Source organism: Salinispora fenicalii (genome assembly GCF_000514815.1).
GTDB classification, from domain to species: Bacteria; Actinomycetota; Actinomycetes; order Mycobacteriales; family Micromonosporaceae; genus Micromonospora; species Micromonospora fenicalii.
Map to the genome: position 1 here is coordinate 620300 of NZ_KI911471.1, position 15548 is coordinate 635847.

Sequence of the window (15548 nt, forward strand, 5' to 3'; positions counted from 1 at the left end):
CTGACGCAGACGCAGCTCGCCAAGAGCATCTGTTGCTCCCGCAGCTCGGTCGCCAACGCCGAGATCGGACGGGACACCAGCGTTCGCCGGTTCTGGCAGGACGCCGACCGGGCGGTCGACCCACGAGGGGCGTTGCTGGCCGCGTTCGACCAGTCGGCCGCGCTGGTACGGAACTTCCACACCCAGCAGGCGCAGGCGCGGGACGAGGAATGCCAGCGGCGCGCTGGCCGGCCCGACTCCCGGTCCACTAAAGCGGCGACGAGTGACTGCGGGTGCGGGACGGTGGTCGTCGGCCGGTGGACCGGACGGGAGACCCGCGCGTTACGTGAGGCGCTCCGGATGACCGTCCACGACTTCGTCCAGCACCTCGGGGCGGCGCCCGTGACGGTTTCTGGCTGGGAACACCGCCACACATCCACACCGCCACCGACCATGGCCACACAAGCCGCCCTGGACGAAACGCTCACCCTCGCCGACAGCAACGCCAAAGCCCGGTTCCTGCTGATCCTCGACACCCCGAACCACCACACGTAGGCCTGTGGTGAGAGGGCGGCAGGGCACGAGCGCCACGTCGCGTGATGCGGCAAGGCTTCCCCGCCGCGCCCAGCCATCGGCAGTAAGTGCGTGCGTCCCCGCGCTACTGAACCAAGCGCCTTACCTCGATCCGGGCGCCGGGCGTTTCGTCGCTGCGAACGGTGCGCTTGGTCGCCTCGAGATGGTCGACGCGGTCGTCGGCCGCTTGCGCTGGTCCGCGCCATTCTCGAAGCCCGAAGACGCCTTCCATCGCATCCAACGTCGGCTTGATCAGGTTGTCGAGGTCCCACACCTCGTTGGCGTTGCGCGCTTCAGGCGTACGAAACTCGACGAGAACCGAGAAGCGCTCCGCCCAGGGCCCCAAGCCACTCCTGGTGAATGCCTCGCGGACTGCGGCTTTCCACGCAGGCTCGGCTGCCGACGAGTAGCTTGCCGGCCGGCCCACCACCTTCACGATGACGAGCGTCTCGATCCTCATGACAGACCATGATGGCCGCCGCAGCCCCTGCAACGAAAGGCTCCCGCTCTCGTCGCGACGAATCCGGATGTCAGATGATGACGGTGCCAGGCATCATTATCGTGTGGACGCCCGTCGAACGATCGTCCTGGCAGATGATCTCCGCTCGTTCGTGGACGGCCGTGGCGCGGAGGTGGCCCGCACCAGCGCCGCCGGAGTTGAACTCCTCGATCGGTATCGCGGCCGGCACCTGGATGAGCTGTGGCTGGACCACGACCTCGGTGGAAACGACACGATCTGGCCGGTCGTGGAGGTGCTGGAGCGGGCTGCCTTCGACAACTGCCCCTTCGACGTCGGCGTCATCAACGTCCACTCCGCCAATCCGGCCGGTGCCGCGAAGATGGCCCAGGTCCTCCGACGCTGGGGGTATCGGGTCCGCGTCGCGTCGGGCTCCACGAACGTCGGCTACCTCGACGGCCTCGTGTGAGCTGACCGACTCGATTGCACTGCCTGAGGGTTGTGATACCTGGGGCGGCAGATCCGAGCGCCGGTGGGAGGTGCCGAGCTGATGCTGCGACGAGGTTGAATAATCCGCAGGTGGATGTTGCCGATCTGCTCGCCCGGGCTGCGGCCATGGTCCCCGCTGATGTCGTCAACGGGGCCGGCGTGACGGTGGTGGACGTCCGCGAGTACCTCGACCACGACGAGTGGGAGGTCGCGCTCGACATCCTTGCGGACCTCGACACGGGTTGGCGACCGCCGACCGCTTGGTGGGATCTGCTGATCGACAGCGCCGAGCTGATGGGGCTCTCTGATGCCGCCGCGTGGTGCCGCTGGGGTCGGTGGGAGAGCATCCACGGGATCGTCCGCGCAGAGTTGCGACTCCTGTCGCCCGCCGAAGGTGGCCGGCGAACGCCGATCCCGGGCAAGGGCGTCCTCCGACCGCTGTGGGATGTCGGCAGACGCACGGCCGCGGGCGACCCCGACCTGCTCGTGGCACGCATCTGGGTGGAGTCGGCGCCGGCGTTGCCACCCGGCGCTACCGGGTCGGTCCGCCTTGGCCCGCTGTCCCCAGCCCTCTGGAGGTACCTGCAACCGGGCATGACGATCACGATGCACGAGGGTCGGCCCATGGTAGGAACGGCCCCTATGATCGAGGCGTCGAACGCGCGCTGACATCGGCACGACCGAAGGCGTGCTCGATCGGGTTTGTGGTGTCGCCGCGCAGCATGCGTTGTCTACGGCAGATCGGTTGCTGGCGGATAGATCGCCAGGTAGACAACCGCGTAACTTGGTCCATTCGTGGCCGCAAGGCTCGCCACAAGGACCCGCTGTTCCACTCTTCTCGTTCAGGGACGTGGACGGTGGCAGGTGCCTCCCGGCTCGACCTGATGGGAACACAGCGCGCACCACAGCGCCGGTACGGTCTCGTGGATTGTTGCCCCGAAGACGACCGGGTTCGCGTCGGCAGCCTGCGCCGGTGCCCGGGTGAAGTAGCGGATGGTCCACACGTCTCGGTCGTGTGGCCAGGCGCTGAGCTGGGCCTGAACCGCGACACCGACGTCGTTGTCCAACCACCAGGACTCGGTCGGGCCAGTCGCTTCGGGCACGCGCTGCGGTAGACGCCGCTCGTCCACTACCGGGACCACCTCGCGCGGCGTGTGACAGGTGAAGGTCCGATGGAACCAGCCGCTGACCGTCAAGAGCATGGCGTGGCTTTCCAGACGCTGTTCGACGGAGCGGTCGATCACGCGGTAGGACCACTGGCCGGGTCCCATAGCGGTGCGGCCGTCAGCAAGGATGTCGATGCCCCAGGTCCAGTCGCCGTCCACGATTCCGGTGAAGGCCAGCCCGAGCGGGCCGCGATGAACCACCGCATCACCATCAAGGCCGTACTCCATGCCGTTGGAGCTGATGACCGGGTACCAGAGCCCCCCGAAGCGCTCCTCGAACCCGATCATCGCCTCGATTAACTCGTCGGGTGCCGCCTCGATCCGGTCATCGACGCGGAGGGCGGCCAACGAGCGGATGTCGGTAGCGGCCATGCGCGGCATCCGGCGGCGGGACCGGGGGGCGAGCACTGCTCGAGCACGGCCAGACAAGCTCGGATCATCAAGAACGTATACCCGGCAATCTATCACCGGAGCTCACCCGCGAACCCGCTCACGGACTGCCCGATCGGGCCGAGGTCGAAGGCGTGCCGCTTGAGCACGCCTCGCGCTGTAGGTGGGGTGCTGTCGGGGCGGGGCGCGTTCACCGCTCTGCCCATGCTGTTGCTGGCGAGCCCGGCATATGGTGTCGGCGGCTGGAAGAACGGCGACGTGGCTCTGATCGGTCTGTCGGCGAGAGCGTCGTCTCATGATGTGAGACATCCGATCCGGCTGGTCAAAGTTTTTCTGCCTGTTTCGGCCGGGAATCCGTCCAACTGGAGACAAGTGCGGGTCAGCGGGTGCTACTGCGTCCAGCTGGGTCCAGAAACGTCATGATCGACTGCTGGTGATGCTGGTTGACATGGGTCTGCCTGCGGAGGCGTACTGGTACACAGACGACCAAGTGACGGTCTGCCCGCCGGGTCCGATCGATCGGTGTGGTGACGCTCCTGTGGGAGCGTCGCCGGTCGTTCGAGGCTCGGGAGTGGGCGGGCCGTCGATGGTTTCGAGTGACAGGGGGTTCGCCATGAAGGGTCTCTCTCCGGCGGGTTGAGTCGACGCCCTACCGGACGGTCGTGATGTCGGCGGCTCCCGGAGTATCTGTCCCAGGCTGAGACGATCCCACTGCCGGCGCGGCGCTATGCCGTCCTGCTCGCCGCATCTGTTACCGCTGTCCCCGCTGCCGCGGCTGCCTTTCTGGTGGTCGTGTCGGTCGTTGCTGCCCTCATCCGTCCTCGGGTCGGCCGGTGCGCCGGTCGGCGTGTTCGTTGGCAACTCCACAGTGCACATGTTCGCGGTCTTTCGGTGCCTGCGGCATACACCTACGGCGTCCCGACGTTCGATGTTCTCTCATCCTCTTCGATCAAGGAGTTGCGGTGTTCCTCGTGCATCTCGTCTCTGCGCTCCGGCTTGGTGCCGGTAGCGGTGACAGATCCCGTCTCAGTCCCCGTTGCGGGGTCCGGGTTGGCGTCCGTGTTGAGGTCAGTCTTCAACCGGACGCCGGAACGGACCCCCCGTTCCGCCTTACACCGCAGGCCTGGCCGGCTGTCGACGCGGTCGGCTTGTCCTGCGACAGACCCTGCCTGGTCTCGGGTCTCCCCCTGGGGCTGGCATTCCGTACCGGAAAGGGAGGTGGTAGCCGGTGGATGATCCGGTTCTTCGGGTCCAGTCCCAGCTGACCGGCCGTGACCGCGTGCTGCTGGGCTGGTTGTACGACCATGGGGTGTTGACTTCGTTCCAGATCGCGCACGCCTTGTTCCCGTCTCTCGATTTCTGCCAACGCCGGTTGCGGACGTTGTATCGGTTGCGGTTGGTGGGGCGGTTCCGGCCGCAGCGCGCCGACGGCGGCTCGTACCCGTACCACTACGTCATCGACCAGCTCGGCGCCGAGGTCGTGGCCGCCGGCCGCGACGAACGGCCGCCCCGGCGTGATCACGCCCGGGTAGAGCGGCGGCGCTGGACGTCCAGCCGCACGTTGGAGCATCGGCTCGGGGTGAACAGCTTCTTCACCGACCTCGCCGGCTACGCCCGCACCCACCCGGATGTCCGGCTGGGGGAGTGGGTGTCCGAGGCGGGCTGCCAGCAGTCGGGAGTGTTCACCCGGCCGGGGGATCCAGCTCTCGTACGCGCTTACCAGCCCCGGGTGCGCCCTGACGGCTACGGCCTCTGGGCTTCGGGCGGCACCGTGGTGCCCTTCTTCGTGGAGTTCGACACCGGTGGTGAGCCGCTGTCGGTGTTGGTCCGCAAGTTGGTCGGTTACCGGGAGTGGTTCGGCACGGTGGGGCGGGTGTGGCCGGTGTTGTTCTGGCTGCACTCTGCTGCCCGGGAGCGGAATCTGCGCCGGGTGTTGGCGCAGACGCCGCCGTTGGTGCCGGTGGCTACCGGTGCCCGTGACCACGCCGCCACGGTGGGCCTGTGCCCAGCGGAGGCGGTGTGGGCTGTGGCCGGTGGAGGCGGACAACGGTCCACGCTCGCCGACCTGGCGGCGTGGGTCGTCGACGACCGTGACCCGGCCGGGGAGGCGACGGCGTGAACCTCGACAGATCACCGAACCCGTTCCCCACATGGTTCGCGTACGACACCGCCGCGGGGTGGTTCTCTCACCGGTCTGTCAGCAGCTCATCGGAGGCGGCTGACCGGCCGGTGACAGACCCGGACAGCCTCAGCCTTGACGGGGCAGAGGTATCGTCCCGTCCCCCGGATGGCCGGTCCGCAGTCCACGACGGGATCGGTCCGCTGACGGTTCCGGACCGGCGTGTCGGGACCGTCCGTCGGCTCGTCCGGTCCGCGCGCCGTGTGGGCGGATCGGTTGTGCGTGCGTCCTGGTCCGGGGAGGTGGTCCGCCACGACACCGGCACCACCAGGTGACCCGGACACGGGTCCGGCACGTAACCGGGCTGAAGGCTTCCTCCAGGTCGTGATCATGCTCGCTATCGGTGGGGCGGCTGGTGCGGCCAGCTTCACCCACGTCCGCGACGTGGCCGCCGCTCACGGCCAGCCGGGGTGGCTGGCCTGGGCGGACGCGATCGTGCTGGAGCTGATGTCCGTCGCCTCCGGCCTGGAACTCCGCCGCCGTAAGCGGGCCGGGGTGTCGGTCGTGTTCCCGGCGACGGTGCTGGCCTGCGCGGTGACGCTGTCGCTCGCGGCGCAGGTCGTGGAGGCCGAGCCGTCACCGATCGGCTGGATCGCCGCCGCCGTGCCCGCGCTCGGGTTCCTGGTCATGGTCAAGATCGCTCTCGGCTACGCCGACACCACACCCCAAGCCGCGCCCGCGCCCGCGCCCGCCGACGCCGACGCCGACGCGGCCACTGCCCAGTCGGCGGGCCAGTCCACCACCGCCAACCCGGTCCAGCCGGGCGGGGACCGCGACAGCCGGTCCACCCCACCGGATGCGGACCGACTCCTGCGCGCGCAGGCCGTCCACGACTCCAGCAATTTCCACGATCACCATGAGCCGGACCGTCCCGGTCCTGGTGGACCGGTCCACCAACGCCAGCTGTCACGGCGCGGACGGTCCACGCACCTCACCGACACCCACGAGTTGCTCGCCGTCGCCAGACGCGCCTACGACCGGCTCGCCGCTGACGGTCAACCGTTGACCCGTGCCGCGCTGGCAGCCGCGCTGCGCTCGACCGGACACACCGTGTCCAACACCAGAGCATCGCAGCTGTTGAAGATCCTCAAAGCCGACCAGCCCCTGGCGTCTTCGTCTCGTGACCGGCGGGCCGGGGGACCGGCCAGTGACAGCGCATCACCGACAACCCCGACACCCGCAGCTTCTATGCCGACGACCTCGCTCGCCTCCAATGAGCGTCAACCGCAGTCAGGAGACCCCACACCATGAACGCCACCACCACCTCGACCCGCGACACCCGATCGCCTCGCCCACACCCGCCGGCCGGTACGCCGTGGACCGCCGAGCGGATCCGCGCGCTCGGCGCTGCCACCACCCTGCCCACCGCCGCCGCGGTCCTCGGCATGAGCCGGTCCCAGGCCTACCGCCTCGCCGCCACCGATACCTTCCCCGCACCGGTGATCCGGGCCGGCACCCGCATCATCGTGCCGGTCGCCGGACTTCTACGGCTCCTCCTCCTCGACCCGTCCACCACCCCGGACCCCGACGACGGGCGGGGACTTGATCCCACCCCGGTGCCGAGCGTGGATGCAACGACCCCGCCACCAGCGGACTACACCCACCACCGCTGGCGGCGCCACCCCGAGCATCCAGGAGACCATGAGTGAAGGGATCCACCTTCAAACGCTGCGGCTGCCGCGACAGCGTCACGGGCCGCCGCCTGGGACGTTCCTGCCCGCAGCTTCGCCGGCCCGGCGGCGGCTGGTCCCGCAACCACGGCCACTGGCACTGGCAGATCGAAATCCCCGCCCGCGCTGACGGCACCCGCCGCCCGCTACGGCACGGCCCCTACGACACCCAGGCCGACGCCGACGCGATTCTCGATCGCATCCGGGCCGCGCTCGCCGTGCCCGACCCCACCGACCCGCACGTCACCGTCAAGACCGGCGACCTCATCGAAACCGCCGTCAAGACCGGCGCACCCATCCCCACCCCCGATCAGATCCGCCGGGCGCTGCACCTGGACATCACCCCCACCGAACTCCCGACGATGGAGGTGTATCTGACCGACTGGCTCGCCGGACGCAAGAACATCAAGAAAGGCACCCTGCGCTCCTACGAAGGACACATCCGGCTGCACCTGATCCCGTACCTCGGCCACCTGCGTATCGACCGGCTCCGCCCCGGCCACATCGACGCCATGTACGACGCCATCGACGAACGCAACACCACCATCGCCACCCTCCGCGCCAGCCGAGACCAAGCTAAACGCGACCAGGTCAAAGGCCAGCGCATCGCCGGCACTGCGACACAGCACCGCATCCACGCCACCCTGCGCAAAGCCCTCAACGACGCGATACGCCGCCACCGCTACATCGACACCAACCCAGCCCTGATGGTCGAACTACCACCAGCCCGGCCACCCAAGCCGACCATCTGGACCGACCAACGCGTCAAGACGTGGCGCGACACCGGCAAGACCCCCAGCCCCGTCATGATCTGGACCCCCGAATACACCGGCCAGTTCCTCGACCACACCCACGACGCAGGCGACCGGCTCTACGCCCTCTACCACCTCATCACCTTCACCGGCCTCCGCCGAGGCGAAGCCTGCGGCCTGCACTGGGACGACCTCGACCTCGACGCCCGAACGCTCACCGTCCGCTGGCAACTCGTCCAACACGGCTGGGCCACCGCCATCGACACCCCCAAAACCACCGACAGCGAAGCCACCGTCGCACTCGACACCGAAACCATCGCTGTACTGCGCGCCCACCGCGCACGCCACCACCGCGAACGCCTCGCCGCCGGCACCGCCTGGACCAGGACCGGACTGGTCTTCACCACCCCGACCGGCGGCCGGCTACACCCCGCCGACGTCACCGATCATTTCCACCACCTCGCCGCTCAAGCCGGACTACCACCCATCCGCCTGCACGACCTGCGTCACGGCGCCGCCACCATGGGACTCGCCGCCGGCGTCCAGATGAAGATCATCTCCAACCGACTCCGCCACTCCAGCCCACACTTCACCGCCAAGTTCTACGGCGACGTCCTACCCGAGCTATCCCACGCCGCCGCCGAAGTAACCGCCGCCGTCGTCCCACGTCGCGGCGGGACGAGGCCGGCGTAATCCATGGGCTGACACCGTAGCCAATGCCGCTGGGCCAGCCGGTGTTCGTGCCTGATGGCCCAGCGCTATACCACCGACTTGACCTTCGGGAAGCGGCAAGCGCGGGTCCAAACCCCATGCCTGGGGGCTCCGCCTAAAAACTTTGGCCTGTATGGTGTACCCCTGGCGTGAGTCGGGCGCGGTCATGGCTTCGGTCCTGCGGCGGCGACGCGGGCGCGGTGTTCGCTGCGGATGGCGGCGATCTCCTTGCGGATGCTGGTCAGCGCGTCGATCTCGGCGCTGTTCAGATCTGGGTGCCACAGGTCGATCAGCAAGATGTCCCGTGGCTGGTCGCTGTGGTTCCACGCTTCATGCAGGTACGACGGGGAGAACACGAGCGTCTGCCCGTCGCGCCAGGTTCGCATTTCGCCTCCCACACGGATGCCCGCGTCGGCGGGTATGGACAGCCCGAGATGCAGGGTCTGCTGGTAGTCGTTCTCGTCGTAGTGCTGTTGCAGTGCCGCTCCCGGCCCGAGACGCAGGATGACCGCCTCGCCGGAGATCCGGTGGCCGAGGGCACCGAGCATCGCCCGGGTGGACAGACACGTGGCCGGGAGCGCGCCGGTGACCTTGCCGTCGTCATAGATTTGGATGGCCGTCCATGCGCCGGGATCCTTCAGCTGTACCTTGCTGACGATGTAGTCGTGCTGCAGGTACGTCTCCGGCGGCCGTGCCGCGACCAGCCCGGTCAGCTCCTCGTGGACGCGGGCGGTGTGCGGCCGGCAGACGTTCAGGACCTCGGCCAGCGCGGGCAGCGATTCGACGTCAGGCCAGGGTGTGGTGTCCAGGCCGGGTGTGATGAACATGGCGGGCCGCGCCGCAGTCGTGGTGCGTGGTGCCGCCCTGTCACCGATGAGCACTTCGACGCCTTGCACCACGCGGAAGATGGCGTCGCCGTGGGCGATGCAAAGTTGTTCCACAAGGGACAACAGGCGCTGCCGGCCGCGCCGCCGGATCAGTCGGCGCCGGCCCCGGTCGGTGCGGTTTTGCGGCACGAAGACGCACGTCGGCCCAGGCGGCACCACGAGGTGGTCGTCGAGCAGGTTGCCGAACTCGTCCGGGTGGAGACCCTGCCCGGCGACGACCTGCCGTCTTGCGCTTGGGCCGGCATCGAGGACTGCGGCCCATTCCAGTCCCGCTGCGACCGCCTGGCGGGCGGTTGTCTCTGCGGCGTCGGCCGTCACGTCGGCGACGATGATGCCGTCGCGGGTCAACCGGTCGGCGACAGCGGCCAGGTTTTGCAGCGGTGCTGTGGCGCCGTCCATGATGACGAGCTCGCAGGCCGATGTGCCGGGGACGGTGGCGCCCACCAGCACGGTCTCGGCTGCCGGAACCGGTGACCGACCCGGCGTCAGGAGACCTACCCGGCTGGAGGTCAGTTCCTCCTCCGTCATGAGATCGGCGACAAGGTGGTCCAAGACCATGGCGGGCCTCCGTCCGTCTGTCAAGGCGTTGCTAGATGCGACCGGAGACCAGGACGTCGTGCTCGCCGGGTGTCTCCGGGGCTGCCGAGCCAGTCGCCTGCGCACGGACCAGGCCGACCAGGCCGGTCACCGTGCGATTGGCCATCACCTCACGCAATGTGACCCTGACACTCAGATCCCGCTCGAGACGGCTGCGGATCCGCATGGCGGTGAGCGAGTCGCCGCCCTGTTTGTAGAGGTCCGCATCGTCGTGAGGGGGCGGCCGGCCGACGACCTCGGCCCAGATCTGCCGCACCGACGATGCGGCGTCGCCGGTCTGGAGGGACGCAGGCGTTGCACTCCGAGCATGCGGTCCGTCGTCGTCTGGCGAGACTGTGGCGGACGCCGGGTCGAGCTCCTCCACCCAGGTCCGATGACGCGGCACGAGATCGCCTTTGGCAACCACCACGTGGTAGTGGGTGGCGTCGAGCACCGCCTGCAGGGCCGCCCATGGTTCTCCTCCGCAGAGGGCGTATTGCTCCAGTGCGTCGCGGTCGCGATCGGGAGGATCTTCCGGCAGCCGCCATCCGTCCCAGCCGACGGACGTCCAGCGCAGCTTGTCAAGGTCGTGCGCCTGGCGTGCCAGCGCGTCCAGCCCGGCGTTGGCCGCCGCGTAGGCGGCGAGGCTCGGACCGCCCAGCAGCGCCGCGTTGGAGGAGAAGGTGACACAGCGGGTTTCGGGATGGCTGCGTACCCACTCCAGCAGATGCTGGGCGCCGGACACTTTCGCGTCCCACTGCTCGATGCACGCTGCTCGGATGCCGGCGTCTGCGAGGTCGCCGATCGGGGCATTCGCGGAGTCGGCGTGGGGCTCGCCCGCGAGGTGCAGGATCGTCATCCTGCCCGGCCCGGCCCGGTGGGCGATGTCGAGGGCGTCGAAGGTCGCGGTGCGGTCCCGCAGGTCGGCCTGCAGGATGGTGACATCGGCGCCGGCGGCTCGCATCGCGGTCAGCGCCGCGGCCGCCGGTGTCGTCACGCCGTCGGGCTGACCAGAGCGGCAGACGATGAACAGGTCACGGCAGCCGTGTTCGGCCAGCCACCGGCCGACCCATCGGCCGAACCTGCCCAGGCCACCTGTGATGACATAGCTGCCGACCGGCAGCGGGTGCGGGCCGCCGTGCACGACGCCGACCTCCTCGACGACAGGTCTCCAGATGCTCCGCCGCCGCACACCCAGCAGCGTCCCTGGCCGTTGCGCTGTCACGACACGATCCACGACCTCCACGTCGGCCGGCCACGCGTCGAGGTCGAGACAGGTGACATCCAGGTCCGACTGTTCCTGCGCCACGACCAGCGCCGCGGCGGCCACAGCGGCGGCGGCCGGACCGGCGGGTTCGTCGCCGACGATGTCGAACGCGCCACGGGTGAGCACGACGAGCCGCGGCGGCGGTCCGCTCTGCTGCGTAGTGGCCGCCGCCAGTGCCAGGAAGCTCGCCGCCGCGGTGGGGCCGTCCGGTTCGTCCATCTGCCGGGTGTCGATCAGGACGTCGCACGGAGTCGGTGCGGCTTCGGATTCGGTTACGGTGACCGTGTGGCCGTGCTGCCGGAGGCTTCTCGCCAAGGCTTGGCCGAGTGCGCCACTGGCCGTGCGCAGGACGATTCTGCGGTGGGGTCGCCCGCCGTCGAGGCGGGTGCGCTTCCAGCTGCGGCTCCACAGCGCCACCCGGGACGGCTGGGCCGCAGCCGGCGGCGTCCCTCCGGGTGCGTGGACGGAGCGGGCGAGCGGGGCAACGGGCAGGGGGACCTGGCGGGAGGCACGGCGCGGCAGGGCCGTCCAGTCGACCTGGACTCCGTACCGCCACAGCAGTCCCAACGCTTCGACGAAGGCGTCGGTGTGTGAGACGTCGTCGCTCTGCCGTGCCGCCGTCACGACGGCCTGCGCCTGTTCTCCGACGGTCTCGCGGATGGCACCCGCCAGGCCGGTCGACGGCCCGACCTCGAGCAGCACGGTGTCCGGTCGCTCGGCGACCGCTGTCCGCAGGCATTCGTCGAAGCGCACGGGCTCCCGGAAATGCCGCACCCAGTGACGCGGGTCGGCGGCGGTACGCTCGTCGACGCGGGCCGGCCCGACCGTGCTGAGCAGCTCGCGGATGGGTCGCTGCAGGACCAGACGCGACGCCGCGTCGTCGATGCCGTCCAGCACCGGATCGAGCAGCGAGCAGTGCACCGCGCTGATGAGATCCAGCCTGTGGACCGGGATGTCGTCCTTCGCCAGTTCGTCCAGGAACCGTTGCAACGGCTCCGGTCGCCCGGACACCACAGAGCGGCAGGGCGAGTTGACCAGCGCGAGCTCGACATCCGGCGGAAGCCGGCGGGCGAGGTCGTCCGCGCCGAGACCGACGACCGCGGCACCGCTCGGGACGACGGCTCGCACAGCGTGCTCGCGGGCCATCGCCAGGTCCAGGGCGTCCGTCGTGCCGATAAGCCCAGCCGCTGCGGCTGCGGTGATCTCACCGAGGCTCTGGCCGAGCACCATGTCACCGCCTGCGCCGAATGCGTCGAGCGCAGCGTGCACGGCAAGTCCCTGCGCCACGATCGCGGCGAGCACACCATGCGGGTTGCGCCGGCTTCCGGACATGACGGCCGGCAGGTCTACGTCCCAGCGGGACAGCAGGTGCTGCGCCGCAGCGCGGAGGGTGCTGTCCACGACCGGCAGGTGTGTGCGGAGTTCGCCGAGGGTGCCCGGGACGGGTCTGCCGTAGCCGGGGAAGACGACGACGAGCCTCGGGGCGCCGGTCACCGGCTGCAGCGGCGGGGCAGGCGATCGCAGGGATCGGACGAGTTCCTCGCGATGCGTGCCGAGCACCACCCGTCGATACGGCTCCTCGCTGCGGGCGGTCTGTAAGGTGTACGCGACGGCAGCCGGGTCGGCGCCGGAAGACTCAAGTTCGGTCGCGACGGCGATCGCATATGGCGTGAGCGCATCGGGACGTCGTGCCGACAACGTCAATGCAAACGGCACGCCGTCCGGCCCAGGCACGTCGCCGGCGACGGGTGGTGCCTGTTCCAGGACCACGTGCGCATTGGTGCCGCCGAGACCGAGCGAATGCACGCTCGCCCTCCGGGGGACGTCGACGTCGTCCCAGTCGAGGGTCTCGGCGGAGACGACGAACGCGGAGTCGGCGAGCCCGGAGTGCGGGTTCGGCGCGGTGTAGTGCAACGTGGCTGGGATGCGTCCGTGCTCGACCGCCAGGCAGGCCTTGATGAAGCCGGCGACGCCGGCGGCGGCGTCCAGATGGCCGATGCCGGATTTCACCGAGCCCAGGACGACCGGCCGGTCCCCGCTGCGGCGGGCCGTCCACACCCGCGACAGCGCCTCGATCTCCAGCGGGTCACCGAGCGGGGTCGCCGTTCCGTGACCTTCGACGTAGCCGATGTCACTCGGGCGCAGACCGGCCACGTCGAGTGCGATCCGAGCCACCTCCGCCTGCCCGGGCACACCTGGCGCGGTGAAGCTCGACTTGCGTGCGCCGTCGTTGTTGATCGCGGATCCACGGATGACAGCATGGATGTGGCTGCCGTTGTCGAGGGCGTCCGCCAGACGGCTCAGCACGACGACGCCGGCCCCGTCGCCGCTGACGATGCCGGTGCCGGACTTGTCGTACGGCCGGCACCGGCCGTCGACGCAGTAGACACCCTCCGGCTCGTAGAGGTGCCCGCGGTGCAACGGATGGCGGATGGCGACGCCACCGGCGACCGCAGCGTCACACTCGTGGGTTAGCAGGCTCTGCACAGCGATGTGAATGGCCACCAGGGACGTCGAGCAGGCCGTTCGGACGGTGAACGCAGGTCCCTGCAAATTGAGCAGGAAAGCGACGCGGGTGGCGAAGTAGTCCGAACTTGTGGTGAGGTCGGCGGCCAGCGAGTTGCCCTGGCCCCGCCAGGAGTCCTGAGCGGTGCTGTAGGTGGTGTCGCTGCATCCGGCGAAGACGCCGACGGAAGCGTTGCCGCTCGCGCGCACCCCCGACGACTCCAGCGCGGTCCAGGCGCACTCAACGAAGACGCGGTGCTGCGGGTCGAGTGCGCGCGCTGTCTCCGGCGTGATGCCGAAGTGCAGCTCGTCGAATGCATACGGGTCAGGAATCGGAGCGCAAGCAGGCACGAACGACGGATGCTGCAGCAGGCCTTCGCCGATCCCGGAATGTCGTAGTTCGCTGACGTCGAATCGCTGGACGGCATCGACGCCGGCGCAGAGATTGCGCCAATAGGTCGCCAGATCCGGCGCGGCAGGAAAGCGACACGCCATACCGACGACGGCTATCGCATTGTCGGCGTCGACATTTGTCATCGGCCGCGTCCCCTATCATTCTACAGGCGCGATGTCGTTCATCGATCCTACACCGCGGGCCTATTGGCTTCAAGTATCATAGGCGTTTGCCATTTCGGCTAGAGCTATGCTAATGGACCTGAATGAATTAAAAAATCACTTGGAGCTGCTGGACAGGTGCGAGCTGACTGTGTCAGTGTTGGCAAGGCAGAAGCGGACAGGTCACACGGGGGATCGCGTCGGCGTCGTGTTCCCATGCACGCGTCGAGGCCGGTACCACCGGCCGGACCTGGCCTGCGGTCGGCGACATGTCCCGCGCGCCCGAAGCAGTGACAGGACGAGCGGCGGCGAGACACCCGGCGGCGGCACGGAATCCTTTGGAGGCGTGGATGACCGCCCAGATAGAGAAGTTCATCTGGGATTTGACCTATGCCTGCCCGTTGCGGTGCATCCACTGCTACTCGGAGTCGGGTCGGCGTGCCGCGCGGATGCTGAGCCGCGACGACGCGATGCGCGTCGTGGACGTCGTGTGCGAGACGCGTCCGCAGCGGATGTCCATCAGCGGCGGTGAGCCGTTGCTCGCCCCGTGGTGGAGAGAGGCGGTCGGACGCCTGCACGATGCCGGCATCGCCGTCACGGTTTTCACCAGTGGCTGGGTCATGGACGAGCAGACGGCAGAAGACCTGGCGGCGTCCGTCGCGACCGTCGCGGTGAGTGTGGACGGGCCAGACGCTCGGATCCACGACGCTGTCCGCGGCCGGAACGGTGCGTTCGCCAAGGCCATGACCGCCTTGGAACTGCTCGACCGCGTCAAGGAGAAGCGCGCAGGGGGCGGCGGTTTTTGCTGTTCACTCGGCATCGACTACACCGTGACCCGTTCGGGCATGCGTGGCCTGGAGAACTTCGTGGAGGCGATGACCACGCGGTTCCCCGCCGTGGATTTCATCCGCTTCGGTGCGGTAATCCCATCCGGTCTGGCGGCCGAAGAGGAGCTCGAGCGGGACGAACTGCTCACCTACGACCAGCTCGTCGAACTCACCGATTCGCAGCAGCGGCTCGCCGCGCATGTGCGCAGCGCCGCGGAGGTTTCGGTGACGGACGTCCGCTACTTCCTGCCGGGCAGCTCCGCCAGTGACGCAGGCGAGGCGATCGCTTCGATCGAGGCCGACGGGCAGATGCGTGCCTTCCCGATCTACGAGGCGAAGGTGGGCAACGTCCTCGAGGAACCGCTCGACGTGCTGTGGGCGAGGGTTCTGGCATGGCGCCGGGAGCCGTTCGTGGTCGAGCAACTGCGGTCCATCCGGACCGTGGCGGACTGGGCCAGGGCGGCGAGAGCCCTGGACCGCCGGTACGGCTCACCCGACGACCAGGTACGCATCTCGCGACGAGCCCGTAACTGACGCCGGCCTAGCAGGACCGGTTGGGGGTTGC

General features: G+C 69.0%; 12 protein-coding genes. 8 read left to right on the top strand and 4 right to left on the bottom strand.

The annotated features are described in order from the left end of the window. Positions 1–132: 132 nt before the first annotated feature. Complete coding sequence (locus B116_RS28455) at positions 133–534, top strand: helix-turn-helix domain-containing protein (RefSeq protein WP_223874630.1); 402 nt, start codon at positions 133–135, stop codon at positions 532–534. Positions 535–637: 103 nt separating this feature from the next. On the opposite strand, the gene B116_RS0120815 is transcribed toward B116_RS28455, so the two are convergent. Further along, the gene (locus tag B116_RS0120815) at positions 638–1012 is read right to left on the bottom strand and encodes a RusA family crossover junction endodeoxyribonuclease (protein ID WP_018720262.1); all 375 of its coding nucleotides are present in this window, start codon (positions 1010–1012) and stop codon (positions 638–640) included. A 103-nt stretch (positions 1013–1115) separates the two neighbouring features. On the opposite strand from B116_RS0120815, the gene B116_RS0120820 reads away from it, so the two are divergent. Together B116_RS0120820 and B116_RS0120825 are read left to right on the top strand one after the other, a co-directional pair. After that, positions 1116–1478 carry a cyclic-phosphate processing receiver domain-containing protein gene (locus B116_RS0120820; protein WP_027661210.1) on the top strand — a complete coding sequence of 121 codons (363 nt, stop codon included), beginning with the start codon at positions 1116–1118 and terminating at the stop codon, positions 1476–1478. Positions 1479–1588: 110 nt separating this feature from the next. Then, entirely contained in the window at positions 1589–2167 is a 579-nt protein-coding gene (locus tag B116_RS0120825) for a hypothetical protein (protein WP_018720264.1), read from the top strand. 173 nt (positions 2168–2340) lie between these two features. Here the strand turns inward: B116_RS0120825 and B116_RS0120830 are convergent, their stop codons facing one another. Beyond that, the gene (locus B116_RS0120830) at positions 2341–3036 is read right to left on the bottom strand and encodes a hypothetical protein (RefSeq protein ID WP_027661211.1); all 696 of its coding nucleotides are present in this window, start codon (positions 3034–3036) and stop codon (positions 2341–2343) included. A 1246-nt stretch (positions 3037–4282) separates the two neighbouring features. Here B116_RS0120830 and B116_RS0120835 point away from each other — a divergent pair. The 4 genes from B116_RS0120835 to B116_RS0120855 all read left to right on the top strand — a co-directional run bounded on the left by B116_RS0120835 (position 4283) and on the right by B116_RS0120855 (position 8348). After that, positions 4283–5173 (top strand): replication-relaxation family protein, encoded by an 891-nt coding sequence (locus B116_RS0120835; RefSeq protein WP_018720267.1) that lies wholly within the window; start codon positions 4283–4285, stop codon positions 5171–5173. A gap of 390 nt (positions 5174–5563) precedes the next feature. Then, a complete protein-coding gene (locus tag B116_RS25565; RefSeq protein ID WP_155255774.1) occupies positions 5564–6484 on the top strand; it encodes a DUF2637 domain-containing protein in 921 nt (306 codons plus the stop codon). Continuing rightward, a complete protein-coding gene (locus tag B116_RS27665) occupies positions 6481–6882 on the top strand; it encodes a hypothetical protein (RefSeq protein ID WP_018720269.1) in 402 nt (133 codons plus the stop codon). Before B116_RS25565 ends, B116_RS27665 begins: the two co-directional genes overlap by 4 nt. Next, positions 6879–8348, top strand: coding sequence for a tyrosine-type recombinase/integrase (locus B116_RS0120855; RefSeq protein WP_018720270.1), 1470 nt, complete (start codon positions 6879–6881; stop codon positions 8346–8348). Before B116_RS27665 ends, B116_RS0120855 begins: the two co-directional genes overlap by 4 nt. 182 nt (positions 8349–8530) lie before the next feature. On the opposite strand, the gene B116_RS25990 is transcribed toward B116_RS0120855, so the two are convergent. Both B116_RS25990 and B116_RS0120865 read right to left on the bottom strand, forming a co-directional pair. After that, positions 8531–9697: an aspartyl/asparaginyl beta-hydroxylase domain-containing protein gene (locus B116_RS25990; protein WP_188116054.1), complete on the bottom strand. Its 1167-nt coding sequence runs from the start codon at positions 9695–9697 to the stop codon at positions 8531–8533. Positions 9698–9842: 145 nt separating this feature from the next. Continuing rightward, the gene (locus B116_RS0120865; RefSeq protein ID WP_027661212.1) at positions 9843–14138 is read right to left on the bottom strand and encodes a type I polyketide synthase; all 4296 of its coding nucleotides are present in this window, start codon (positions 14136–14138) and stop codon (positions 9843–9845) included. A gap of 368 nt (positions 14139–14506) precedes the next feature. Here B116_RS0120865 and B116_RS0120870 point away from each other — a divergent pair, with 368 nt between their 5' ends. Then, complete coding sequence (locus B116_RS0120870; RefSeq protein WP_026321361.1) at positions 14507–15517, top strand: radical SAM protein; 1011 nt, start codon at positions 14507–14509, stop codon at positions 15515–15517. The last annotated feature ends 31 nt before the right edge of the window (positions 15518–15548 follow it).

Coding starts and splice junctions, on each gene's coding strand:
- B116_RS0120815 (WP_018720262.1), bottom strand. CDS start 1,012: ATGAGGATCGAGACGCTCGTCATCGTGAAGGTGGTGGGCCGGCCGGCA.
- B116_RS0120830 (WP_027661211.1), bottom strand. CDS start 3,036: ATGGCCGCTACCGACATCCGCTCGTTGGCCGCCCTCCGCGTCGATGAC.
- B116_RS25565 (WP_155255774.1), top strand. CDS start 5,564: ATGCTCGCTATCGGTGGGGCGGCTGGTGCGGCCAGCTTCACCCACGTC.
- B116_RS27665 (WP_018720269.1), top strand. CDS start 6,481: ATGAACGCCACCACCACCTCGACCCGCGACACCCGATCGCCTCGCCCA.
- B116_RS0120865 (WP_027661212.1), bottom strand. CDS start 14,138: ATGACAAATGTCGACGCCGACAATGCGATAGCCGTCGTCGGTATGGCG.
- B116_RS0120870 (WP_026321361.1), top strand. CDS start 14,507: ATGACCGCCCAGATAGAGAAGTTCATCTGGGATTTGACCTATGCCTGC.